This is a genomic window from Bacillus methanolicus MGA3 (assembly GCF_000724485.1).
GTDB lineage: Bacteria > Bacillota > Bacilli > Bacillales > Cytobacillaceae > Bacillus_Z > Bacillus_Z methanolicus_A.
Genome location: NZ_CP007739.1, coordinates 1663471 through 1687872 on the forward strand (window position 1 = coordinate 1663471; position 24402 = coordinate 1687872).

At 37.0% G+C, this 24402-nt stretch carries 27 protein-coding genes, 2 pseudogenes and 1 riboswitch; of the genes and pseudogenes, 10 read left to right on the forward strand and 19 right to left on the reverse strand.

The window, feature by feature from the left end:
* Positions 1-229 precede the first annotated feature (229 nt).
* The 4 genes from pflB to yidC all read left to right on the forward strand — a co-directional run bounded on the left by pflB (position 230) and on the right by yidC (position 5365).
* On the forward strand, positions 230-2455 hold the full coding sequence (gene pflB / locus BMMGA3_RS08085; RefSeq protein WP_004434103.1) for a formate C-acetyltransferase: 2226 nt from the start codon (positions 230-232) through the stop codon (positions 2453-2455).
* 73 nt (positions 2456-2528) lie between these two features.
* Positions 2529-3236, forward strand: a complete 708-nt coding sequence (pflA, locus tag BMMGA3_RS08090; protein ID WP_004434106.1) for a pyruvate formate-lyase-activating protein — start codon at positions 2529-2531, stop codon at positions 3234-3236.
* 268 nt (positions 3237-3504) lie between these two features.
* Entirely contained in the window at positions 3505-4068 is a 564-nt protein-coding gene (locus BMMGA3_RS08095) for a biotin transporter BioY (protein ID WP_004434109.1), read from the forward strand.
* Between the two features lie 523 nt (positions 4069-4591).
* Positions 4592-5365 carry a membrane protein insertase YidC gene (yidC, locus tag BMMGA3_RS08105; RefSeq protein ID WP_004434115.1) on the forward strand — a complete coding sequence of 258 codons (774 nt, stop codon included), beginning with the start codon at positions 4592-4594 and terminating at the stop codon, positions 5363-5365.
* A 99-nt stretch (positions 5366-5464) separates the two neighbouring features.
* On the opposite strand, the gene crcB (BMMGA3_RS08110) is transcribed toward yidC, so the two are convergent.
* Together crcB (BMMGA3_RS08110) and crcB (BMMGA3_RS08115) are read right to left on the reverse strand one after the other, a co-directional pair.
* Positions 5465-5818 (reverse strand): fluoride efflux transporter CrcB, encoded by a 354-nt coding sequence (crcB, locus tag BMMGA3_RS08110; protein WP_004434117.1) that lies wholly within the window; start codon positions 5816-5818, stop codon positions 5465-5467.
* Positions 5815-6210, reverse strand: coding sequence for a fluoride efflux transporter CrcB (gene crcB, locus BMMGA3_RS08115; protein ID WP_004434120.1), 396 nt, complete (start codon positions 6208-6210; stop codon positions 5815-5817). The genes crcB (BMMGA3_RS08110) and crcB (BMMGA3_RS08115) overlap by 4 nt, the downstream gene beginning before the upstream one ends.
* A gap of 171 nt (positions 6211-6381) precedes the next feature.
* Between crcB (BMMGA3_RS08115) and BMMGA3_RS08120 the strand changes: the two genes are divergently transcribed.
* Positions 6382-6939 (forward strand): YhcN/YlaJ family sporulation lipoprotein, encoded by a 558-nt coding sequence (locus tag BMMGA3_RS08120; protein ID WP_237712827.1) that lies wholly within the window; start codon positions 6382-6384, stop codon positions 6937-6939.
* Positions 6940-7033: 94 nt separating this feature from the next.
* Here the strand turns inward: BMMGA3_RS08120 and BMMGA3_RS08125 are convergent, their stop codons facing one another.
* The 7 genes and pseudogenes from BMMGA3_RS08125 to BMMGA3_RS08145 all read right to left on the reverse strand — a co-directional run bounded on the left by BMMGA3_RS08125 (position 7034) and on the right by BMMGA3_RS08145 (position 11653).
* Positions 7034-8377: a hemolysin family protein gene (locus BMMGA3_RS08125; protein ID WP_004434125.1), complete on the reverse strand. Its 1344-nt coding sequence runs from the start codon at positions 8375-8377 to the stop codon at positions 7034-7036.
* A gap of 139 nt (positions 8378-8516) precedes the next feature.
* Positions 8517-8642 (reverse strand): MerR family transcriptional regulator, encoded by a 126-nt coding sequence (locus BMMGA3_RS17290; protein ID WP_081485669.1) that lies wholly within the window; start codon positions 8640-8642, stop codon positions 8517-8519.
* Between the two features lie 198 nt (positions 8643-8840).
* Positions 8841-9044 (reverse strand): DUF6501 family protein, encoded by a 204-nt coding sequence (locus tag BMMGA3_RS08130; protein ID WP_004434127.1) that lies wholly within the window; start codon positions 9042-9044, stop codon positions 8841-8843.
* 102 nt (positions 9045-9146) lie between these two features.
* A pseudogene (locus BMMGA3_RS18775) lies at positions 9147-10066 on the reverse strand (AMP-binding protein); the annotation flags it as partial.
* Positions 10066-10248 (reverse strand): annotated as a pseudogene (locus BMMGA3_RS18780) (AMP-binding protein); the annotation flags it as partial. The pseudogenes BMMGA3_RS18775 and BMMGA3_RS18780, both read right to left, overlap by 1 nt.
* A gap of 198 nt (positions 10249-10446) precedes the next feature.
* Positions 10447-10851 (reverse strand): secondary thiamine-phosphate synthase enzyme YjbQ, encoded by a 405-nt coding sequence (locus BMMGA3_RS08140; RefSeq protein WP_004434130.1) that lies wholly within the window; start codon positions 10849-10851, stop codon positions 10447-10449.
* A 13-nt stretch (positions 10852-10864) separates the two neighbouring features.
* Complete coding sequence (locus BMMGA3_RS08145; protein ID WP_004434135.1) at positions 10865-11653, reverse strand: VOC family protein; 789 nt, start codon at positions 11651-11653, stop codon at positions 10865-10867.
* A gap of 173 nt (positions 11654-11826) precedes the next feature.
* On the opposite strand from BMMGA3_RS08145, the gene sda reads away from it, so the two are divergent.
* Positions 11827-11961 (forward strand): sporulation histidine kinase inhibitor Sda, encoded by a 135-nt coding sequence (sda, locus tag BMMGA3_RS08150; RefSeq protein ID WP_004434141.1) that lies wholly within the window; start codon positions 11827-11829, stop codon positions 11959-11961.
* A gap of 104 nt (positions 11962-12065) precedes the next feature.
* Here sda and odhB read toward each other — a convergent pair whose 3' ends face one another.
* The 4 genes from odhB to BMMGA3_RS08170 all read right to left on the reverse strand — a co-directional run bounded on the left by odhB (position 12066) and on the right by BMMGA3_RS08170 (position 18156).
* Positions 12066-13334, reverse strand: a complete 1269-nt coding sequence (gene odhB / locus BMMGA3_RS08155; protein WP_004434143.1) for a 2-oxoglutarate dehydrogenase complex dihydrolipoyllysine-residue succinyltransferase — start codon at positions 13332-13334, stop codon at positions 12066-12068.
* A gap of 1 nt (position 13335) precedes the next feature.
* Positions 13336-16191, reverse strand: a complete 2856-nt coding sequence (locus tag BMMGA3_RS08160; protein ID WP_004434145.1) for a 2-oxoglutarate dehydrogenase E1 component — start codon at positions 16189-16191, stop codon at positions 13336-13338.
* Positions 16192-16510: 319 nt separating this feature from the next.
* Positions 16511-16747: a hypothetical protein gene (locus BMMGA3_RS08165; RefSeq protein WP_004434146.1), complete on the reverse strand. Its 237-nt coding sequence runs from the start codon at positions 16745-16747 to the stop codon at positions 16511-16513.
* 245 nt (positions 16748-16992) lie between these two features.
* Positions 16993-18156, reverse strand: coding sequence for an acyl-CoA dehydrogenase family protein (locus BMMGA3_RS08170; RefSeq protein ID WP_004434148.1), 1164 nt, complete (start codon positions 18154-18156; stop codon positions 16993-16995).
* 265 nt (positions 18157-18421) lie between these two features.
* Between BMMGA3_RS08170 and BMMGA3_RS08175 the strand changes: the two genes are divergently transcribed.
* The 3 genes from BMMGA3_RS08175 to BMMGA3_RS08185 all read left to right on the forward strand — a co-directional run bounded on the left by BMMGA3_RS08175 (position 18422) and on the right by BMMGA3_RS08185 (position 19806).
* Positions 18422-18625, forward strand: coding sequence for a DUF1657 domain-containing protein (locus tag BMMGA3_RS08175; protein WP_004434151.1), 204 nt, complete (start codon positions 18422-18424; stop codon positions 18623-18625).
* A gap of 86 nt (positions 18626-18711) precedes the next feature.
* Positions 18712-18918 (forward strand): DUF1657 domain-containing protein, encoded by a 207-nt coding sequence (locus BMMGA3_RS08180; protein WP_004434153.1) that lies wholly within the window; start codon positions 18712-18714, stop codon positions 18916-18918.
* A gap of 18 nt (positions 18919-18936) precedes the next feature.
* A complete protein-coding gene (locus BMMGA3_RS08185) occupies positions 18937-19806 on the forward strand; it encodes a DUF421 domain-containing protein (protein ID WP_004434156.1) in 870 nt (289 codons plus the stop codon).
* Positions 19807-19984: 178 nt separating this feature from the next.
* Here the strand turns inward: BMMGA3_RS08185 and BMMGA3_RS08190 are convergent, their stop codons facing one another.
* From BMMGA3_RS08190 to BMMGA3_RS08200, 3 genes are all read right to left on the reverse strand, one after another.
* A complete protein-coding gene (locus tag BMMGA3_RS08190; RefSeq protein ID WP_004434159.1) occupies positions 19985-20323 on the reverse strand; it encodes a YrdB family protein in 339 nt (112 codons plus the stop codon).
* A 32-nt stretch (positions 20324-20355) separates the two neighbouring features.
* Complete coding sequence (locus tag BMMGA3_RS08195; protein ID WP_004434162.1) at positions 20356-20937, reverse strand: TetR/AcrR family transcriptional regulator; 582 nt, start codon at positions 20935-20937, stop codon at positions 20356-20358.
* 78 nt (positions 20938-21015) lie between these two features.
* A complete protein-coding gene (locus BMMGA3_RS08200) occupies positions 21016-21726 on the reverse strand; it encodes an MBL fold metallo-hydrolase (RefSeq protein ID WP_004434167.1) in 711 nt (236 codons plus the stop codon).
* A gap of 209 nt (positions 21727-21935) precedes the next feature.
* Here BMMGA3_RS08200 and BMMGA3_RS08205 point away from each other — a divergent pair, with 209 nt between their 5' ends.
* Complete coding sequence (locus BMMGA3_RS08205) at positions 21936-22262, forward strand: helix-turn-helix domain-containing protein (RefSeq protein WP_004434169.1); 327 nt, start codon at positions 21936-21938, stop codon at positions 22260-22262.
* 128 nt (positions 22263-22390) lie between these two features.
* Here the strand turns inward: BMMGA3_RS08205 and BMMGA3_RS17295 are convergent, their stop codons facing one another.
* The 3 genes from BMMGA3_RS17295 to sipW all read right to left on the reverse strand — a co-directional run bounded on the left by BMMGA3_RS17295 (position 22391) and on the right by sipW (position 24392).
* Positions 22391-22540 (reverse strand): anti-repressor SinI family protein, encoded by a 150-nt coding sequence (locus tag BMMGA3_RS17295; protein WP_081848749.1) that lies wholly within the window; start codon positions 22538-22540, stop codon positions 22391-22393.
* A 28-nt stretch (positions 22541-22568) separates the two neighbouring features.
* Positions 22569-22661, reverse strand: a riboswitch (cyclic di-GMP riboswitch).
* Positions 22662-23121: 460 nt separating this feature from the next.
* On the reverse strand, positions 23122-23718 hold the full coding sequence (locus tag BMMGA3_RS08210; protein WP_004434174.1) for a CalY family protein: 597 nt from the start codon (positions 23716-23718) through the stop codon (positions 23122-23124).
* A gap of 83 nt (positions 23719-23801) precedes the next feature.
* On the reverse strand, positions 23802-24392 hold the full coding sequence (gene sipW, locus BMMGA3_RS08215; protein ID WP_004434177.1) for a signal peptidase I SipW: 591 nt from the start codon (positions 24390-24392) through the stop codon (positions 23802-23804).
* Between the last annotated feature and the right edge of the window lie 10 nt (positions 24393-24402).

The following is a 24402-nucleotide window of genomic DNA, read 5'->3' on the forward strand; positions in this document are numbered from 1 at the left end:
CATTATTCCTATATGATTATAATACAGATTTAGAAATGTCAAGTTTTGTTTGAACTTTTAGTTTTAATACCAATAAATAAACTCTTAATAAAAACCTTTTATTATATAGTGTTCACAAAAATCTAACCATTTATGTTCAATATTTCACAAATTATATAAAAAATAATTTCAGATGATCTGTTATTATAAAAATGTAATAACTGTTATACATTTTGAGAGGTGAAAATTTATGAAACAGTGGGAAGGATTTACTGGCGGAACGTGGCAAACTGAAGTAAATGTTCGTGACTTTATCTTAAAAAACTTTAAAGAGTATAAGGGTTCTGACAGTTTCCTTGAAGGTCCGACTGAAGCTACAACAAAATTATGGAAGCAGGTTATGGATTTATCGAAACAAGAACGGGATCATGGCGGTGTTCTTGATATGGACACTGAAATCGTCTCTACGATTACCTCACATGGACCAGGGTATTTGAATAAGGAATTAGAAAAGATTTTTGGCTTTCAAACTGACAAACCGTTTAAGCGGTCACTGCAGCCGTTCGGCGGAATCCGCATGGCTGTACAGTCTTGTGAATCGTATGGATTCAAAGTAAACGAAGAAATCGTGAAAATTTTTACAGAATATCGGAAGACTCATAACCAAGGAGTTTTTGATGCTTATACAGATGAAATGAAGCTTGCCCGTAAAGCCGGAATCATTACCGGTCTTCCGGATGCTTACGGACGCGGACGGATTATCGGAGACTATCGCCGTGTTCCCCTTTACGGTGTTGACTTCCTAATCAATGAGAAGAAAAAAGATTTAAAACAAACAAGCCGTACTATGACTGAAAACAATATTCGACTGCGTGAAGAAATTTCTGAGCAAATCAGAGCGCTGGAAGAATTAAAGAAGCTTGCTGAAAGTTACGGTTATGATATTTCACAGCCTGCTTCAAATGCTTCCGAAGCCTTTCAATGGCTTTACTTTGCTTACCTGGCAGCAATCAAAGAACAAAACGGCGCTGCGATGAGCCTAGGCCGCGTATCAACCTTCTTAGATATTTATATAGAGAGAGATTTAGAGAAAGGCCTTATTATTGAAAAAGAAGCTCAGGAACTGGTCGACCATTTTGTTATGAAGCTTCGGCTTGTAAGATTCGCCCGAACTCCGGAGTATAATGAATTATTTAGCGGCGATCCTACATGGGTTACTGAATCGATCGGCGGCATGGCTTTAGACGGACGCTCACTTGTTACGAAAAACTCATTCCGCTTCCTGCATACCCTTGATAACCTAGGTCCTGCTCCGGAGCCAAACTTAACGGTACTATGGTCTACACAACTTCCGGAGGAATTCAAAAAGTATTGTGCGAAAATGTCAATTAAAACAAGCTCCATCCAGTATGAAAATGATGATATTATGCGGCCTGAATACGGTGATGATTATGGAATCGCTTGCTGCGTATCACCAATGAAAATCGGTAAGCAAATGCAATTTTTCGGAGCGCGTGCAAACCTTGCAAAAGCCCTGCTCTACGCCATTAACGGCGGTTTAGATGAAAAGCTCAAAATTCAGGTCGGTCCTAAGTACAGACCGATTACATCTGATGTTCTAGACTATGAAGAGGTAATGGAAAAATTTGACGATATGATGGAATGGCTTGCAGAATTGTATATCAACACTTTGAATATCATCCATTATATGCATGACAAATATTGCTATGAACGAATTGAAATGGCCCTTCATGATACAAAGATTTTACGCACAATGGCCACTGGAATTGCCGGCTTAAGTGTTGTTGCTGATTCGTTAAGTGCCATTAAACATGCCAATGTAAAAGTGATCCGTGATGAAAGCGGTCTAGCTGTCGATTTTGAAATTGAAGGTGATTTTCCTAAATACGGAAACAATGATGACCGTGTTGACAGCATCGCAGTTGATATCGTGAAGCGGTTCATGAAAAAGCTTCGCAAGCATCAAACATACCGCGATTCAGTCCATTCCTTGTCGATTTTAACCATAACTTCCAATGTAGTATATGGAAAGAAAACCGGCAACACTCCTGACGGCCGCCGTGCTGGAGAACCATTTGCTCCCGGAGCGAACCCAATGCACGGACGCGATACAAAAGGAACGCTTGCGTCTCTCTCTTCAGTGGCTAAACTGCCATTCAGCTATGCAATGGACGGTATTTCAAATACTTTCTCAATCGTTCCAAAAGCATTGGGAAAAGAAGATGAAAGCCGCGTTAATAACCTTGTAGCAATATTAGATGGATATGCAATGAAAGAAGGCCATCATCTAAACGTTAACGTCTTTAATCGTGAAACTTTGCTTGATGCGATGGAACATCCGGAATTGTATCCGCAATTAACAATACGAGTTTCCGGATATGCAGTCAACTTTATTAAACTAACTCGTGAACAGCAATTAGATGTTATAAACCGTACTTTCCACGAAACAATGTAATTAATTTTTGCAAAGCCCTTCCCCTCTCATCTTGGGGAAGGTTGTCTTTTCTATTTTAAAAGGAGATCTTTATATGTTCGGAAATATTCATTCGATTGAAACATTTGGAACAGTTGACGGCCCAGGAGTTCGCTATGTCGTATTTACTCAGGGCTGCCTTCTCCGCTGCCAATACTGTCATAACGCTGATACATGGGAGATCGGTTCAGGGAAACAAATGTCCGTTTCCGAAATTATTGAAGATTTAAAGCAATATTTGCCTTTTATTGAATCAGCAGGAGGAGGGATTACTGTTAGCGGCGGAGAGCCGCTTCTTCAGATCCCTTTTCTTCTTGAGCTTTTTAGAGAATGCAAAAAACTCGGAATCCATACAGCGATTGACTCTTCAGGAGGATGTTTTTCTTCTGCACCTCTCTTTCAAGCACAGCTTAAAGAGTTATTGCAGTATACAGATCTCATATTATTGGATCTTAAACAAATCGACAGAAAAAAACATCTTAAGCTTACCGGGATGACAAATGATCATATATTGGAGTTTGCTCGTTTTCTTTCCGAACAAAAAATTCCGATATGGATTCGCCACGTTCTCGTTCCTGGAATAACCGATGACCATAATGACTTAAATCGTCTCGGTGATTTTATCGGAGAATTAACAAATGTCGAAAAAGTTGAAGTTCTCCCCTATCATAAACTGGGTGTTTATAAATGGGAAGCCCTCGGGTATGAATATCCATTAAAAAATATTGATCCTCCAAATGATGAACAAATTAAAATAGCATAATAACTATTAACAAAAAATAGAATTTCTAAAAGATCCGATAATTCTACTCTATTTTAAGAGACCTAACTCATAGGGGTCTGATTTCCTCCAATAAAGACTTTGTTTATAGAATGGTTTATTCTAGTTTGTCAATTTATTAAATTGGAGGGGTCTGGCCCATGTTTTTTATCATTATTAAGTCATGTATTGACAATGAACATCGATTATTCTAATATTAAAGTATTGTAAACCACATTATATGATCAGTTTACATAAAGGGGAGAAACGAATGACCAATGAACAACGAAGACTAAGAATGATGATTATTACTGCTTTATTTGCGGCGATAATCGGGGTAATGGCACAGATTACGATTCCGCTTCCGCTTGTTCCAATCACTGGACAAACACTGGCAATTGGACTAGCCGCAACGATTCTAGGAGCAAGATACGGAACGCTTTCTGTTATTTTATATGTAATCATTGGTGCAGCAGGGATACCGGTATTTGCTGAGATGAAAGCCGGCGTCTCAGTTCTTGTCGGTCCTACTGGAGGCTATTTATTTAGCTTTATTCCTACTGCTTTCTTTATTGGATGGTTTCTCGAAAAAACATCCTTCACGATTAAGAACGCTTTAATTGCAAATATTATCGGCATGCTGATCACGTTGACACTTGGAACTGTATGGCTGAAAGTTGCTGCATCCCTTTCTTGGACAGAAGCTTTCGCTGGAGGATTTACTCCTTTTATTATTGTAGGAATAATCAAAGCCATCCTTGCTTCATGGATTGGAATTTTAGTCAGAAACAGGCTGATATCAGCCAACTTATTGTTAACAATCAAATCAGCTTAAACAAAATTCTGCTTAATTCCATTTAAAAGAGCATTCACTGCGAATGCTCTTTTATTGTTTTTAAAAAACATTTTATATTTTAATAGATTTATTCTTTTAACCGAAACCTTCTTCATATTTAAACGTATTATTTTTTATGGAAATTTGATGCCATTGATTTATTTCTTTAGTCTGCATATACTCAAATCATCGGCTTTTTATAGAGGTGAAATTTGTTGTTTGAATTACTATTTGACGTCACGGACGTTTCTCAGCTTTCAACTTTTTATATTAGTGTTTTGCTATGCCTTTCAATTCAATATTTTTTCTTATTGTCCGTTGATGTTTCAATTGATTCGATTTCTACCCGCATAGATATAAATATACAATCATGCACTACATCCTATATATCTAAAAGCTGCACAAATACAAATTATCTTTTAACATGGATCATTAAATATATTCGAAAGAAAGAATCTGCCGATGATGAAGGTGACCCTTTTGTTTTCTCTTAATTTTAAAAAAAAATAGGAGGAAATCATAAATGAAAAATAACCGTCTTTTGTTAACGCTTTTCACCTTAATCATCAGTACAAGCTTTCTAACCGCCTGCCAAGCTGCAGGAGGAAATAATAAAAGTTTTTTTAATACTTATATTGTTCAATATTTCATTAAGACGATACATTTTGTTGCAGGCCTTTTCGGAGGCAATTTCGGATTGTCGATAATTGTTATTACGATTTTAATACGATTAATTTTAATGCCCTTAGTGTTAAAACAATATAAAAATCAGCAAGCGATGAAAGAAAAAATGGATTTGCTGAAACCAGAGCTGGATGAAATTCAAAAGAAATTAAAAAGCACGAAAAAACCTGAGGAACAACAAAAATTGCAGCAGGAGATGTTTGCCTTATATCGAAAACACGGAGTTAATCCACTATCTGTTGGATGTCTCCCTATTATCATTCAAATGCCGATTTTACTCGGGTTTTATTATGCGATCAGGGGTTCGAAGGAAATTGCAACCCATTCGTTTTTGTGGTTTAATCTTGGACAGCCTGATCTGTTTATGACCGCCGCTGCAGGAATCGTCTATTATTTGCAGTTTAAAGTTTCTCAATCAAATTTGCCTGAAGCCCAGCAAAATCAAATGAAATATTTCGGATTGCTTTCTCCGATTATGATCGTATTTGTTTCGTTGCATGCACCCGCGGTATTGCCGCTGTACTGGACAGTCGGCGGATTATTTTTGATCATGCAAACGATCCTTGCTAGAAAATTGTATTCAACTGAAAAGCGTCGTGAAAATTCCAATTGAATTACGGAAAAATAAGGGTCGGGCTCCCTCCGCCGATGACAATATATTATAAGTGTTCAGCTATATGTTATATTGGAGGGGCCTGACCCATTTATTAATTTAGGACCTCCCTATTACCAGTCCGAGTAAGCCGGCTATTATGCCGACAATGTATGTAATAGCTAAATAAAAAGCTGATTTGAAAGTTTCTTTTTGTTCAAATAGCTGAAGTGTTTCTGCTTTCAGCGTTGAAAAGGTAGTAAAAGCCCCCATAAATCCAATTCCCAATAACAGATATACAGCTTCCCCAAAGTTTTTTCCGATAAGAATTCCAAGTAGAAACGAGCCGAGTAAATTAACTGTTAATGTTCCAAAAGGAATTTTAGATTTATGGCCATTTAATTTCCTTGAAATGAAGTATCTGGATACTGCCCCGAAAAAACCTCCGAAGGCAACAAGTAAAATTTTCATCATAGACTATCTTTCCCCGTATATTTAGCGTTTTTTGCGATATAAGAACCTAGCCATACAGAAAAAAGGCCGCCGATAATACTCACGATTACATATATGAATCCGAGAAACAGGTTGTTTTGCTCCACTAGTTGTATTGTTTCCAAACTAAATGTTGAAAATGTCGTAAATGAACCGATGATTCCCGTTCCGATACCGCTCACGATATGCGGCGGAAGTTTGCGCTGTATTGCCTTATTTTTTGTCAACCATCCGAGTGTAAATGCACCCAATAAATTTGCAAGTAATGTACCTAAAGGAAAACCTTTTCCCCATAGCGACAAGGCAGTAATGGAAAGAAAGTATCGCAGCAGACTTCCAATCATTCCTCCAAAACCGATCACGACATAATACAAGAAACCGCCTCCTTTTTTTAACATGTATCTATATTATAATTATTTTTTCTTAAAAGTAAGGGATTTAGCTCTTGTTAAGAATGCGAAAAATCGATTATACAGATTCATTCTTTTGACCGAGAATATTTATTCTTAGTTTTGGAAAGCTAAGCTTGAAACTAAATTTAAGGAGTGATAAATTTGAAATTACCTTTGTTTATGGCTTCAATATTAGCCTTTTTATTGGTAACAGCATGTACAAATAATATGAATAATGACACGGCGCGCCGTAATAATACAGGGCCGAAAAATGTTGGTTATAACAACAATGTGGATATTATGGATCAAAATAGGGATATAATTAGGAATGATCGGGACGGCAATAATGCTCCCCGAATGGTAGTTGCCGACAGGGCTGCTGAAAGAATTGCTGCAATGCCTGAGGTAGACCAAGCTAATGTGATCGTAACAGACAATAATGCTTATGTAGCTGCAAAGCTGAACGATGATCATAATAGAGCAAACACCAAAAATGGCAACTACGGTTTAACGGCGGATATTGAGAGGAAAATATCTGACCATGTAAAAGCCGTCGACAGAGATATTGACAATGTGTATGTTTCTGTGAATCCGGATTTTTACGATCGGATGAGAAATTATGCGGATGATATTCGTGCTGGAAAACCTATTCAAGGATTTTTTGAAGAATTTACAGAAGCAGTTAGGAGAGTTTTCCCGAATCAGCGTTAATCAGGGCCTGACCCCTTCCAATAATGACAATATATAGAATGGTATTTTTAGTTGCCGTCTACTTTTTGTATTGGAGGGGTCTTACCCTTTATTTTTATTGATATAATGTTGGCTCTGTTTTTTGTATGGCGTTTGGGTCGACTTTGGTTGGAAAAACTTCAATTCGTTTAATATAATGTTCTTCCCTTTCAAGTACCTTAAACTCATACCCGCCAAACACCACAGATTCGCCTTTTTCGAGATAGAAGTTCTGGGTAAGCATCCAACCGCCAATTGTATCAATGTCTTCTTCTTCAATATTTATTCCTAATAAATCATTCACTTCATCAATTAAGACTTTTGAGTCAAAGATATAGTGTTTTTCTTGTACTTTTTGAATTTCAGGTACTTCATCGATGTCGAACTCATCTTGGATTTCACCAACGATTTCTTCCAAAATGTCCTCAACAGTTACAAGACCTGCTGTTCCACCATATTCATCCAGCAAGATGGCCATATGAATTCGTTCTTTTTGCATTTTTAGTAATAAATTTTGGATGGGTATGGATTCAATTACTTGGATGATTGGCTTCGTATAGGATTCAATTGTTTTTTGTTTCTTATCTATCCCATAGATACAGTCTGTTAATACTTCCTTTATGTTAATTAATCCAATGACGTGGTCTTTATCGCCATCCAGTATAACAGGATAACGAGTATATTTTTCAAGCTTTGCCACCTTCAAGATGTCCTCAATGGTATCATCTTTTGAAACACTGACGATTTCTGTACGCGGCACCATAATCTCTTTGGCAATCCGGTCATCAAATTCAAAAATGTTATTTACATATTTGAATTCGGACTGATTAATTTCACCGCTCTCATAGCTTTGCGAAAGAATGATGCGCAACTCTTCTTCACTGTGAGCAGCTTCATGTTCTAATTCAGGTTTAAGCCCAAATAAGCCTGTAAACGCACGTGCTGAACCATTTAATGCCCAAATGAATGGATACATGACTTTATAGAAGGACATTAAAGGACGCGCACAAAACAGTGTAATAGATTCTGCCTTTTGAATGGCAAATGTTTTTGGAGCCAACTCACCGACTACGACGTGTAAAAAGGTAATCAATAGAAAAGCTGTTACAAGGGAAAATATACTTGCAACAGAATCACCTAAATTAAGCTTTTCGAACAAAGGAAGCAGCAGATGTTCAACAGTTGGTTCACCTAACCACCCTAACCCCAATGCTGTCACTGTAATACCTAACTGACAAGCGGACAAGTATCCATCTAGGTTTGAAATAATTCTTTTTGCGGCAATCGCGTTTTTATTTCCTTCTGCTACTAGTTGATCTATACGAGTCGATCTAATTTTTACAATAGCAAATTCGGATGCAACGAAAAATGCCGTAAGTGCGATTAAGATGGCAACAAATATCAGGTTAACTATTCCCAATGATTATCCTTAACTCGTTTAGTTGAAACGAGTCAAGGGACACCTCCTACTAAATCCTGTATTTTCTTACAGTATTTCTTTGATTTCCTGAAAGGGTAATGAATGCTTTACAACTTCAATAACAAAAATCCTCTAACAATTATTGGGAGTAATAACAATAATTAGAACCAGTACATTCAGTTTTAATTAATCCTGAATTTGTGTAATAATCGATGGTTCGTTTTGTGACATTCGCCACTACTGCCGGTTCGCCAATGCGGAACATCCCAGCCCCATCGAATCACCTCCTCTAATTACTGGAAGGATAACTTGAAGGATTGACAATTTAATATTTTATACGGTTGAGCAGGATAAAAGGTTTCAAAAATCTAAGGTTTTATTCAACTATGTAATAGTGGAAAAGTTTGCAATTGTCACTGAAATAATAAAAGACTTTAGCAAAATTGCTAAAGTCTTTTATTGGTTATGCGTCTTCAAAATAGTCTTTATAAAAGCCGCCTACTTTTCCTGTATTATCGATAATAAAATAAAATTCTTCAGTTTCATTTTTAACCTCATAAACCTTTCCAGGTGTTAAAGCATGGTTAACAATGTATTTTTTTGCATCGGTATGGACGCATTTTACTTTTTTTATTGTATCTCGGTCATGCCATGTTTGATGAATCATCTATGCCACTCCTTCAATGAATTTCCACTTCTAAGTATAATGAATATGATTGGAAAAATCTATTTGAAAAAGAATTAGTTTACGATTAGACAGTAGGATCTTTTATAACCCGATCAATTCTTTAGCTTGTTCACGCAACCGGTATTTTTGGATTTTTCCAGAAGCTGTCATCGGATATACATTTGTGAATTTAATATATTTTGGAATTTTGTGCCTGGAAATCTTTCCTTTGCAAAATTCATTTATTTCTTCAGCAGTCGCGGATTCTCCATTTTTTAAAATGACCCATGCCATGACCTCTTCGCCATAAACAGGATCTTGCACTCCGACAACTTGAACGTCTAAAATCTTTGGATGAGTATACAAAAATTCTTCAATTTCTCTTGGGTAAATATTTTCTCCACCCCGTATGATCATATCCTTTAGTCGGCCTGTAATTTTACAATAGCCGTTTTCATCCATGACTGCTAAATCACCTGTATAAAGCCAGCCTTCTTCATCAATTACTTCTTTTGTTGCCTCCGGGTCTTTATAATATCCCTTCATATCATGATAGCCTCTTGTACAAAGTTCCCCCTGTCCCCCCTTGGAACTTCTTTTTTTGTTCCCGGTTCGACAATCTTGACTTCCACTGCAGGCAAAGCCTTGCCGACTGTTTCAACTCTTATTTCAATTGGATCATCTGTCCGTGTTTGGGTAATCACGGGTGAAGATTCAGTTTGACCGTACGCGATTGTAATTTCTTTCGCACCCATTTTCTCAATAACGGCTTTCATTACTTCAATCGGGCAGTTTGATCCAGCCATAATTCCCGTTCTTAATGTGCTCAGATCATATTTGTCAAAATCCGGTTCATTCAACTCCGCTATAAACATTGTCGGAACCTCATGGAGGCCGGTGCATTTTTCGTCTTGAACCGTTTGTAAAACAGTCTTAGGATGAAATTCTTGAACAGGGACCATTTTAGCACCGACGGAAACGCATGCGAGTGTTCCGAGTACGCACCCGAAACAATGAAAAAAAGCTCCCCTTTTTCAAGTCCCAGTCTCATCAAACCTCTTGCAGCTTTTCTGCAGTGCCGGTCAAATTCGTCATAGGTCATTCTTAAGAATCTGTCGGCGTAAACAACTGCTTCATGATTTGGATGAAGCTTTGCTTTTTCCTCCAATAATTTTCCTACGGTAATATTCAATAAATCAGACATGCAAGAAATCCCCCTTATTTCCGACTCGTTATTAATACCTTATTTGACTGGGACAAAGATGATATGTATGTTAAGCGCTTAAAAATATGTCATCATAAATTTCCGAAATTATTTTAGGCATTTTATCATCCAAAAATTAATAAAAAAATTGGATCTGGCTCAGAAACAAAGGGCCAGACCCCTGATGGATGATTCACTTTATTCTGACTGTATAATTTTTACATAAAAAGTTCGGGTACGCGGACCATCAAATTCACAAAAGTAAATTCCCTGCCATATTCCTAACAATAGCTCTCCGTTGGAAATAATGATCTGCTGGGATGCACCTACAGTGCTAGCTTTCATATGGGCCGCCGTGTTTCCTTCCATATGTCGATCCAATGTGTGGTGCCAAGGGTAAATTTCATCAAACCGGCGAATCATGTCGCGTTTCACATCCGGGTCAGCATTTTCATTAATGGTAATTCCGGCCGTCGTATGAGGACAATATACGATCGCCACACCTTCCTTAATTCCGGAGTTTTTTACTGCTTTTTCCACTTCAGACGTTACCTCATAAAATTCATCACGTTTATTTGTACGAATAGTAAATTTTTGCAACAAAGAAATAACCTCCTTATTGATATCTAGTTCCAAACAGCTCAATTCCCTGTTTACGAAGGGTCGGTTCAAATTTTACAAAAAAAGGTCTTTCACCTCGCTGCTGCAAAACTTTATAAAGACTGCTTTCTTTCAAGGCAGGCTGGACAAAAACGATTTCTAATCCTCCAATCTGGATACCTGCAGTAATTTCATCTGAATTTGAAAAATTATGAATTGGTACATCAAATAATTTTGACCATTTTTTTGCAGCTTTTTCAGCATTATGTACAGTATAGCTTACCGATTTAATTGAACGATTTTCCTGATCTTCTGTTATCATTCGCAGCTTTTTTAATTCATTAAGCCGTTCTTCATCCGTTTGTTCCCATTCAATAAAAAAAGGAAATGGCATAAAATTTTTCTCAAGAATAAAAAGCATTTTCCAACGAATGACTGATCCATCCTCACGTCTCCGGCTGCCCTCAAAAATTTCGGATGTATTAAAACCTCTTTTTCTAATGGTTTGTTTTAAAACAGAAATATTATTTGTCCTAAGACAAATTTGTCCAACTCCTTCACCATTTCGTATATCTTTTGTTAGCTGTTGGACAAGGGGATTATCTGTTTGGTTGGCTTTATGTTGATCTTCTATTGCTAGAAATTCAACATATGACAATCCGTTATAAAAAAGGCTGTTATGTGTGCCCCAATTTTCATGACGTCCGCCCATCACAGCATGATATCCGTAATTTTTTAATAAATTTACTGCTTCAATCGGATGCCTGTTAAGAAAATGAACCACGTGGTCAAGTTCAAGTTTCATTTTGATCCCTCCCAATTACTTTTCTCCTCTTTCATTATACTTGCTTATAAATAAAATAAAGTCTTTTTTGAAAATATTTTGAAAATGGGTTTTCAAATCCTTTAAAAACGTTTACAATAAGTTAACAATTAAATATTTTTAACATCCATTCACTTTCCGAGGAGGAATGCAAAATGAAAATTATGAGTAATGAATTGTTGATTGTCTCGTATCGTGATGCACTGAAGTCGGATAAGGATAAGGAATGGGCAAAAATTTTAAAAGATGAAATCAAAAGACGAGGATTGAAGCCTTTTAAGAAACGATGAAAAGATTCAGAGCGGCTTAGCATATGCTGAACCGCTCTTTTTTTGTTGTATTCATATTATTCTGCAAATCGGATATCCAAATTGCCAAATGAAAGATATCTAACTCATCCTTCTAAAAGCAGTGATTCCGGATCCTCAATCAGTTCTTTTACTTTAGCAAGGAATGTAACGGCTTCTTTTCCGTCTACAATGCGATGGTCATATGTTAATGCAATGTACATCATAGGACGATTCTCAATTCTTTCCTCATCAATTGCAACTGGACGAAGCTGGATTTTGTGCATACCTAAAATCCCCACTTGCGGGCCATTCAAAATTGGTGTAGACAGCAATGATCCAAACACACCGCCGTTTGTAATCGTAAATGTTCCGCCTTGAAGATCTTTTAATGACAATTTGTTTGTTCTTGCTTTTTCAGCAAGTTCCATAATATCAGATTCAATCTCCGCAAAATTCTTACGGTCTGCATCCCTTACAACTGGTACAACTAATCCTTCCGGAGCGGCTACGGCAATTCCGATGTCATAATATTTTTTCAGCAGGATTTCATCACCTTGAATTTCAGCATTTAAATAAGGCTGTTTCTTTAAAGCAGCGACGACTGCTTTTGTAAAAAATGACATGAAGCCTAAGCGTACATCATGTTCTTCGAAAAATTTATCTTTACGGCGTTTCCTCAAGTTTATCACTGCAGTCATGTCAACTTCATTAAAAGTTGTAAGCATGGCAGCGGTTTGCTGAACTTCTACAAGGCGATTTGCGATCGTTTGACGGCGCCGCGACATGCGAATCCGTTCTACCGGTTTGACGGCTTCTGTCTGTAGTATAACCGGCTGGTCAGGTTTTTGCGGTTGTACTGAAGCTTTTTCAGCACTAATTGAACCCGCGTTCGGATTATATAATTCAACATCGTGTTTTCTTACTCTTCCAAGTGGATCAATTGTTGGAACACTGCTTAGATCAATCCCTTTTTCCCTTGCTAATTTTCGGGCAGCAGGTGACGCGATAGGTCTGTCTTTCTTTTCGGGCGTTGCATTTTCTGCTGGTTTACTTTCGGTAGGTGCTTCCTGTTGAAAAGGAATTTGTTTCTTCATCTCTTCTTCTTGTAAAACTTGCGATGCTGGCTGTGAAGATTCTCCCTTTTCATCGACAACAGCGATTGTTTCTCCGACTCTTACGGTATCTCCTTCATTTGCTCGAAGCTCTTTCAAGACACCTTCATAGTCAGAAATAATTTCTACGTTCACTTTATCTGTTTCAAGTTCTACAATATACTCGCCTTTATTCACAAAATCACCAGGCTTTTTCAGCCATTGTGCAATTGTTCCTTCGGTTATTGATTCTGCTAATTCAGGAACTTTAATTTCTGCCACCTTAAATTCCCCCTTGTTCATTCCTGGTTAATGCTGCATTAATAATTCGTGCTTGTTCAAGTTTATGGACTATTGGATCTCCTTCAGCCGGACTTGAACGGCGGCGGCGGCCAATGTAAGAAACCTCTGCTCCGCTAGGCGCAATTTCTTTTATGAGAGGTTCCACAAAGCTCCAGGCGCCCATATTTTTCGGTTCCTCTTGAACCCAAATGATTTCCTTTACGTTTGGATAACGGTCAAATAATTTTTTCATCTGCTTCATAGGAAATGGATAAATTTCTTCCACCCTAATGATATGAAGCCAATCTTTTTTTTCTACAGTTTTCAATTTTTCAGCAAGTTCAATGCCAATTTTTCCACTGCATAATAGAATCCGCTCTACTTTATCCGTCTCCATTCCAAGACCATTCTGTTCAATCAGCGATTTAAATTCTCCTTCACTAAGTTCGTGGCCGCTGGATGCAACGAGTGGATTCCGCAAAAGACTTTTCGGTGTCATAATCACAAGCGGGCGTACTTCTTCTTTTTGTAAAATAGCTGCTTGCCTTCTTAAAATATGGAAATATTGGGCAGCCGTTGTTAAGTTGGCTACTGTCCAGTTATTTTCAGCAGCAAGGGCCAAGAAACGTTCTAACCGGCCGCTGGAATGTTCCGGTCCCTGACCTTCGTAACCATGAGGCAGTAGCATAACTAATCCTGATTTCTGTCCCCACTTTGCCCGGCTGGCAGCTATAAATTGGTCAAACACTACTTGGGCTACATTAGAAAAATCTCCGTACTGTGCTTCCCAAAGTACAAGGGTTTCCGGTGCAAAAACATTGTACCCATATTCAAACCCGACAACTGCAGCCTCAGACAAAGGGCTATTGTGAACGGAAAAGGATGCTTTTGCAGTTGACAATTGATGCAGCGGTAAATAGACTTTTCCGTTTTCACTATCATGGAGAACAAGGTGGCGATGGGCAAATGTACCCCGTTCGGAATCTTGGCCTGTCAACCGGACAGGAATACCGTCAGAAATAATTGATGCAAAAGCAAGTGTTTCAGCTAATGCCCAATCAATTTTTCCGTTTTCATTAAAAGCATCCAGTCTTCGTTTCAATATTTTCGCCAATTTTCCGAAGACGTGAAAGTCATCAGGCCATGTTAATAATTCTTCATTTATTTGTTTTAATAGTTCGTATGGAACTCCCGTATTTATTTTAGGCAAACCTTTTTCGACAGTTTCCGGCGGTTCTGTTTCTTTTAAATCATGGTCCTCTTTTTCTTTAGGAACTTTTTCATAAGCTTTTTGGAGGCGTTCATGAACATCCTCTGTAAACTTTTTCATATCTTCTGCAGAGACCAAACCTTCAGCATTCAAACGTTTTCCATATAATTCTTTCACGGTTGGATGCTGACGAATCAGTCTATACATCAGTGGATTCGTTGTCATCGGCTCGTCCATTTCATTGTGTCCAAACCGCCGGTAGCCAATTAAATCAATTAAAAAATCTTTGTTGAATTTCGTACGGTATTCGATCGCAAGCTGTGCTGCTGCAAGACATGCTTCTGGATCATCTGCATTTACGTGCAAAATTGGAATTTCGTATCCTTTAGCTAAGTCGCTGGCATATCTCGTCGAACGAGAATCAGCGGATTCAGTTGTAAACCCAATTGTATTATTTGCGATAATGTGGATGGTACCGCCTGTCTGATAACCTTTTAATCGGCTAAGATTTAATGTCTCCGCTACAATACCCTGACCAGGAAAAGCGGCATCTCCGTGAATTAGAATTGACATGGCTGTTGATGGAGTATGTTCAGGAAACCCTTTTTTTGTGCGATCTTCTTGTGCAGCGCGGGTAAACCCTTCAACAACCGCTCCTACAAATTCAAGATGGCTCGGGTTGTTTGCGAGTGTAATTCTTGCTTTTACAGTATTTTCTTCCTTAATTTTTCGATCAAGCCCAAGATGATATTTTACATCCCCTGTCCAGCCATAGTTGATCCCGATTGAGCCTTCAGACGGCACCAATTCTTTGTTCGGTGCATGCTGGAACTCAGCAAAAATCATTTCATATGGTTTGCCTAGAACATGGGCTAGGACATTCAATCTCCCGCGGTGCGCCATTCCGATATTAATCGTCTTTGCTCCTTCTTTAACTGCCTCAGAGATTAGTTCATCAAGAAGCGGAACCATCGAATCAAGACCTTCAATCGAAAATCTCTTCTGTCCTGGGAACGTCCGGTGTAGAAATTTTTCGAATTCTTCAACTTGAATTAGTCTTTTTAAAATAGAAATGCGTTTTTCCTTTTTAAAAGCATGGAGGATTCCCCCTGTTTCTATTTTTTGGCGGAGCCATTTTTTTTCCTCGAGATTAGCTACGTGATGATATTCAAATGCAATAGAACCAGTGTACACTTTTTTTAAATAGTTAATCGCTTCCAAGCCATTTCGAATTTCTTCCGGTGCATCAGGACAGATCATGCTAGCTGGAATTGTTGATAAGTCTTGTTCACTTAATCCGTAGTTCTCAGGATCGACAACCTCGTTATTTTGTACATGGTCATTTAATGGATAAATATTTGCAGCCAAATGACCAAAGTAACGGATCCTATCGGCTAAACGAATGGCAGAAAGCACCTTTTCCATTTTTGTTAAAGAAGGCGGTGAACTTTTTGCCTCGGTATTGACTGTTTGCGGTTCCTCTTTTGGAATAATTGGCGGGCCCCATTTTTCGAAAAATGCTCTCATTTCCGGATCTACTAATTCCGGATCCTCTAAATATTTTTCATAAAGCTCAATAATATAGCCAAGGTTTGGTCCATGGAACCCCTGCCATATAGGGTCATGACCGATTGAAGGCTTTATCATGCAAAAATACCCCCACTTGTTTGTTAATCAAAATTAAATTTTTGACCGTTTTATTATCCTCTCTTCTTTTACCCTTTCCCCTTATGATATAACATTTAAAATCATAAAATAATATTATTTATTAGAGGATAAAACGTTTTCAATAAAATTCTAACACGAAAAAGCTTATTCTACAAAGATTTTAAACTGAACATAGTGGTAATTTTGATTTTTTAGAACTATTTATATATTTATATTAAAAAAATAATTAACATGCTTTCTTTATCGCGTTAATACAATGATGGACAGACTAAAAAATAAAAAGCCGGGATAACCCGGCTTACAATAAATCCATTAAATTTATATATAATTGTTGATTGGTTTTTGAAATCCGTTTTTCTTTTAACGAAGATTGAATTAGTTCTTTCGTTTCAAGCGGGAATTCTGCATGGCCGCAGCTCATACATTTTTGATAAGCAGCGCCTGTAACAAATACTTCAATTCCATCATCTGTCGTAAAAACGTAATTTTCATTACTATCAAAAAAAAGATGCTGGCAGTTTTTCACCTCGATCATGAAAATGATCCCTCCGGAAAATTTGGATATCTTGATTATAATACAAATTTTCCGAATATTCATATGACAATTTATAGAACTTTTTAAAACGGTAAAGCGGGGATTGGGGAAACTTGAAGGAGCAGAAAAAGAAAAAAGAGCGATTAGATAAGATTCGCTCTTTAGCAAATGTTTTTAGTTAACATAATAATATTATGATTACTTTCTAATATTTTTCTTTCAATAAAAGAATTTCTTCTTGTCCTCTATTCATTGTTATCAAAATTTTTCCGAATGGCATGTTTTGCAAGCAATTGGATTGTCATATCGTCCATTGGCGGGTTGTGAAGTCCTGCCCTAACATCACGGTAATATCTTTGAAGCGGGTTATCTAAAGATAAGCTGCGTGCGCCTACCACTCTCATAGATTTGTCAACAATCGAAATAGCCGCGTTTGTAACTGCCATTTTCACTGCTCCAAGCACGGGCTGCATTTTATTCCTTTCTTCCTTGTTGGCTGAATCCCATTCTTTTGCAACTGAATACAGAAAATGTCGAGACTTCATCAATTCCAGTTCCATTTCCCCGATTTTGAGCTGTACGTTTGGCAATTCAATAATTGATCCCTTAATGCTGTTCGGTGAATATTCCTTTGCAAAGTTAATGGCATATGTTTGGGCAGCCTGGGCGATTCCCAAATAGCAAGCCGGGATATGCAAAAGCCAACCATTAGCCTTTTTATTTCCCGGTTCGATATATTCAACGAAATATTCGAAAGGGATTTGAACATTTTCAAGAACTAAATCATGGCTTGCTGTTCCGCGCATTGCAATACTGTTCCAAGTTTCTTCAATCCGGATTCCCGTTGCCGTCCGCGGGATTAGAAAGTTTCCGACTTTTTCGCTTTCTTCAATTGTTGCACTAACAATGAAATAATCCAGGACAGGCGCCATTGTCGTAAATGTTTTACGACCGTTGATGATCCAGTTTTGTCCGGCTTTCCTTGCAGATGTTAGCGGCTTTCCGCCCCGTGTCGGACTTCCGGTTTGCGGCTCGGTAGCTGCACCATTTAGGAGCGCTCCTTTTTTAACATCTTCACAAACCGCTTTAAACAGTGACTGTTCCCACAATCTTTTCTCAGCCAGGTTTTTCATAATGCCCATATGCCAGCCTATTGAAAGGGCAGTCGATCCGTCACCCTCTGCTAATTTTTCCTGCAAGCGGACTAATTCATAAAGAGAAATTTCTTTTCCTCCATATTCTTTTGGGATCGTCAAAGAAGTATAGCCGGATTTTTTTAAATCAGATATATTGGCGAACGGGAAAATTCCTGTTTCATCAATTTCTGAAGCTCTATTCAAAAATCGTTGTGATAAATTGTGCATGATTTTTATGCGTTCTTCTAATGTTTCTGCTTCGTAAAAATTCATTGGTCTTTTCCTCCTAAATCATGCAGTACTTCATCTTATTCTGATACTATTTTAGTTTAATGGCAAGAAATCCGAATTATTCTCAATCCAGAAATGATATGCTCTGCATATTTTATCTAAAAGACAGCATATATCTTGAATTGTTTATAAATAATTTTCCACCTTAAGTATTTAAAATTTTATTTTTGAAAGTACATAAGAAAATTTTGAAATGACATACTACTATTTGTAGTAAACATTAATAAAAAAGAAAGAAGGTTATCATATGACAGTTGGAAATCAATTGAAGCAAACAATAGCAGGATTAAAAAGTGCGCAAGCAAGTTTTGAAACATTTGCCCTGGGTACAGATAACAAAAATGCAAAGCAATTGTATAAAAGTGCCGCCGAGCAAACACAATCCATTATTGACAGTATTGAACCGCGCCTTCAGGAAATTATCCAAGAAGAGCCCCAATATAATCAGTAAAAAAACGGTTGGCAATTTTGCCAACCCCTTTTCATTTATTTTTTCGCTTCTTTAAGAATCTAGAAGTAAAGATAGGAAGATGGATAATGACTATTGCTTCAAACGTTAATCAATTGCTTGCTACTATCAAAGGCATTGAAACCCAATTATCAAATTTTGCATTAAATTCTCAGGATGAAAATGCACAGCGAATTTTTCATGAATGCATGTTAGTTGTGCAAGAAGTAAAAAATGATCTAGAGATCCGAAAGAATGAAATTGAATTTGAAGAGCCTCAATACAAAAATTCATAATCCGGGAGGTAATAAACAGTGCCGGAGTGGCTGCATATTATTATACGTTCTATCTTATTTCTCATTATTTTATTTTTAATAACAAGAATTATCGGAAAAAAACAAATTTCAGAACTGTCGTTTTTTGAGTATGTCTCCGGGATCACAATCGGAAGCGTTGCCGGAGAAGTCATAATGGGTCTTGAAAATAGCATGTTCCATGGAATTATTGGTATCCTCAGTTTTGGTATAGCAACATTTGCAGTGGATATTTTCTCATTAAAAAGTAAAAAATTTCGTGATATTATTGATGGACAAAGTACAATTTTTATAAAAGACGGAAAAATTCTCGAAGATAATTTAAAGAAAGAAAAATATACAATGGACGATTTGGCGGCACTTCTCCGGCAAAAAAATGTGTTTAATGTCGCTGATGTTGAATTTGCCTTATTAGAACCGAAAGGCGATTTAAGCGTTTTATTGAAAAAAGAAAATCAGCCGCTTACACCGAAGGATTTAAATTTGCAGGTTGCCCAAGAAAAAGAACCACAAACAGTTATCATGGATGGTCAAATATTTGATGCCGCCCTGTCAGCCGCTGGAAAAACACGACAATGGCTGAACATTGAATTAGAGAAACTGGGAGTTCTTCCTGAGAACGTATTTATGGCTCAGGTTGATTCATACGGAGAATTAACAGTTGATATTTATGATGACAAAATAAATGTGGCATCTCCTCAAGCGCGTCCGCTTTTATTAGCTATGATTAAAAAAGCACAGGCAGATCTAGAGCTTTTCGCACTTGAAACCAATTCTGAAAAGGCAAAAGAAATGTACAGGAAAAATGCTGAAAAACTAAGAGACACGATGGAAAAACTAACCCCATATTTAAGTGGTCAATTAAATTAAAAAGCTCACAAGGAAAAGTGAGCTTTTTTCGTGCCGCAAAATGAATAATTTTTAAGTTCTAATTAGACTTGTTAACGATGGAATTCATTCTTTGACTGCTTTTATAGGGTTCTTCCTTTGCTATGCTAAGATATTCTCTCATTGATTGGAAGGTTTACAACAAAACAGATTGATTTTTTTATTGTTTCCAGAAAAACATTAACACGCGATTAATGATAACTAACAAAATGAATGTACGTGCCAAATTAGTATGTCCGCTTGCAATGATTGATACAGCTGCCATACCGAAAATGATGAACTCCAACACAAATCGTAATGGTTCAGGAAGCTCCATTGAGGAACCTGGAGCACCAAATGTAGCCCAAATTATGGCCGTGAAAAGAGGAATACCTGCTCCAAGCCCAATTTTTGTAATTGAGCCTGTCCCTGCTCGATACCCCCAATATGTCAATGCGGCCAGTGCACATAATTCAAGCACAAATCTAAGCGCAAGATTTAATGATTTTATAACGAACATTTAATCCCCGTTCCTACTATTTTTTTTTATTTCTAATCCTCTCCGTATTGCTTCATGACATGGATGCCTGCAAGGAAGGCTTCAATCAGAAGGTGCAAGCTTTTATCCAGACTTAGCGGAAGGCCAAAGCCCCCTCTTTGTTCCAAGGAAGCGAACCCATGCAGAATACTGCGCAGCCCCCTGACAGCATGAAGAGCTGCATCATCTTTCAAGCCATATACACTTAACACGCGTGTGGCGAGATCAACAATTTTTTGTCCGGCCTGCTGAACTTCTTGGTCAGCAGAATCAGGTGCAAGCAGGCTTGCTTCATATAACCCGGGATGTGTGCGTGCAAATTCGACATATGTGATCCCAAGTTGTTTGACCGCTTCATCTCCGGATCTTCCGATAGCGGCATATGACAATTTTTCAAAAAGACGTTCTAATGCGTAAATTGCCAGGTGTTTACGCAGACCAGGCAATCCATTAAAATGGTTATATAATGAAGGAGGGCGAATGTTCAGTTTTTTTGCCAGTGATGCAAGTGTTACCGCCTCTATTCCTTCTAGATCCGCTATTTCTGCTGCATTTCGCAAAATCGTCGGCATATCGAGTCCTGTTCTCGGTGACAAAGTACTTTCTCCTTTCGATACCTTTATGACCGCTTGATAATTCATTATTATCCGGTTTGATCCAAATTAAATTTCTATTTAAATTAATCGTTTTTCTGCTTCTGTTATTGCTCTTTTCATTGCTTCTTCCGGATGAACGATCATTCGGCCATGGCCTGTTGCCAATAGAGTTGGCTGTAATCGTAGCAGTTTTCGGGCACTTTCGAGAGCAACCATTTTATTCCATGTACCCATCGCCGGAAAAGGAAACAGCGGTTGAACCTTCCCGGCAACGGCAATTCCTCCTTTTGTTTGAAAGGCATCACCTGCAATTAGACTGTTATTTCTTGTATCCAGAAAAGCTATGGAACCTGGTGTATGCCCAGGGGAGTTGAACGCTAATAGTGATTTGATTTGATCTCCGTCTTCAAGGAGAACATCTGCATGAGTTGTCTTTAGATTTTTAGGAACTCCTCCGCGTATGGGAGTAGCCGGTTCTGCAGGATCTAAAGACTTATCACCTGCAAGTAAACGGGCATCTCTTTTAGAAATATATACCTTTGCATTTGGAAGAGCATTTTTAAGTCCATCAAGTGCACCAACATGGTCTTCATGAGCATGAGTCAGAAGAATTCGCGCAATTGGCTTGCCAATTAACGCAGCTGTTTTCAAAATACCTTTTAAACTGAAAGGCAAAGCTGCGTCAATAAGTGTTAAATCTTCTTCCTCCTCAACCAAATAACAATTTACTGGAAATAAGCCAGGTAAAAATGTCAATTGATAAACAGTCTTTTCCTTTGTTACTTTCACCGTTACTCCCCGCCCCTTAAAACTAATAGTATTAGTTTTATAATAACTAATGTTATTAGTTTATGCAACATATATTTATAATTTTCACAATAATAATAAATTGATAAAAAATGAGTTGAAAATGAGTTAAATGGTCTGTTCGAAATATGGAACTACTCGTACTTATTTGATATGATTAAATATATCTCAAATAAAGTGAGTGAGGATGGATGATTGGTGATCGTGTAAAAAAACTCCGCCTAGAAAAGCAAATGTCCCTCTCAGAATTGGCAGAGCAGGCCGGTGTAGCAAAATCATATTTAAGCGCCTTAGAAAGAAATTTACAAAGAAACCCATCCATACAGTTTCTTGAAAAAATTGCAGGAGTATTAAACGTTCCTATTGATCATTTGATTCTCGAACAACCTAACAAAGAGGATTTGGATTCAGAATGGATGAAAATTGTCAAAGAAGCGATGGAATCTGGAGTTTCTAAAGAACAATTTCGCGAATTCCTTGAATTTTATAAATGGAAAATGAATCAAAATAAAGAATAATGTGATGAGCCTGTTTTTTTAAACAGGTTTTTTGTTTTTAGCCGAAGTTCAAAAAAAAAGCATTTCTCAAAAAGTATAACTTTTCAGAAACACTTTCGCTTCAAACTTTTTTCTATTTGTCTTGACTTTTAGTGATTCTCTAATACTAATTTCTTTAAACCCTCTCTTTTTAAAAACTCTCTAATTTTTTCTTTTTCAATTCCTAATTTTTTTGCTTCTAAAATTAGTTGAATCCACTCGTAGTCTAGCGCCTTGATGTTTACTTTTGTTTTAAACATATACTTCCCCCTAGATACAAAAAGTATTCCAGGCAGCCCAGCCATCATAGTAATTTTTATTCATTACCTTAGACCTGTGACTTTGCGTCCCTATTTTTCAATAGGTTTGCCTTTTTCTATATTGACTAGAAACTTTCACTCATATTTTTATTTTATCTGGTTTTTTATATATTTTTTGTATTTTTTTGTCATTTATAAAACCTTTGTGAATAATTATTTTGAACATTTTTCGTCATAAGTCAACACAGTTTCGTTTCCTTATCTTATGATTAATAAGTATCATAGGTTAAAAGTATTGTGTTTATTAAAGTTTCATGTTTAGTTTTGTTTGCAATTGTCGAATAATTTTTATACAAGCTTTAATATGTAACTTAAGTCATTGAAATTCATTTGTATGATTTTATTTTTTATGAAACGGAATATTTTTCATATGGATTCTTACAACCTTCTTGTTTTGAATATTAGTTAAAAACATTATTATAGGCTTTGTTTCTAAATTATTTTCTCCGTTCCATTACCTTACATTATTAGATTCAACAAAAGGTGGGTAACAGTCCCCACCTTCCAATAATTAAATAAAATTATTTATATTGACCAGCGCCTTGTTTACCTTCGAATGTCCATTTAAGTTCTAAAGAGTCGCCTTGGAATATGTTTTGATCTTGACCGTTATCAACGAACTCAAATTGTACATAAAGTGTATCACTTGTGCCTGCAGCAAGTTTTCCTCCTTTTTCATCTAACCATTTATTAAAGACTTCATTTTCAATTGCGTCTGGAGTCATAGACTTAAGTTGATCTAGTGTAGTTTGGTAGATTACATTATCAGTCTTGTCAGCATTATACAAAAAGTTAACTTTAATATGTTTACCGAAATCCTCATTACCATTATTATTTTGTGCATCTTTTACTGTATAATCTGTTCTTAAAAGAACCTTAGCGATGTCTAGTGAACCATCATTTATTAGTTTAAACTCGCGTAACATTTTGTCTCCTGGTTTAATGTTGTCAACATTAATAATTGTTGTTGGACGAGCATTTAGATCTAATGTTCCGGATGCAAATGTACCGCTAGTTTCTGCGAAATCATTAAAGTAAGCAAACGTTCCCCCGCCTACTAGAGATAAACCTAGTGCTGCTGATGCAATTCCCAAACCTAATTTCTTTTTAATACTCATATTTCATTTCCTCCTCCTTACCCTTTTTGGGTATGTAAAATTTTTCTATGTTGATCCTTGTTATTACAAGGAGTACAACCAAATTAAGCAGTTTTTTCAGTTGGATCGGTATCCTTTGATTTTGTATCAATTGCTCTAATAGCTTGATAGATACTGACTCCTGCATATCCCAATAGAAGTATTCCAGGCACAATTAACAAAATGGCACTGCCTTCTTTTGACTTTGAAAAATCTATAAAGTAACCAACATATGGAATAGTAAATCCTGAATATTTAGCAACGACGTTATCAGATAATACTGGATCTAAATCTTTTCTCTTGTTGTTATCCCCTTTAGTTTCATACAAAACATGTTCCCCACTTTTATTTACACTTGAAATTCGGTGAGTAATTAATTTATCTGGACCAACTTTAAAGGTGATAATATCCCCTTTTTTCAGTTGTGTTTTTTCTTTCATGTCCAGTGGTTTTACAATGATTATGGAACCTGTTTTAAATGTTGGCTCCATGGAACCTGAGAGAACAGTCTTAAGCTGATACCCAAATGCTTGTGGTTCTCCCCCGGAAGCTTTTGAAGATACAACCAAGAAGGCCATTAGGATTAAATTTATAAATAGTAAAAAAGTAATTATGCTACTAATCATTTTCATGGTTTTTTTCAAGAATAGTTTCAAGACTACTTCA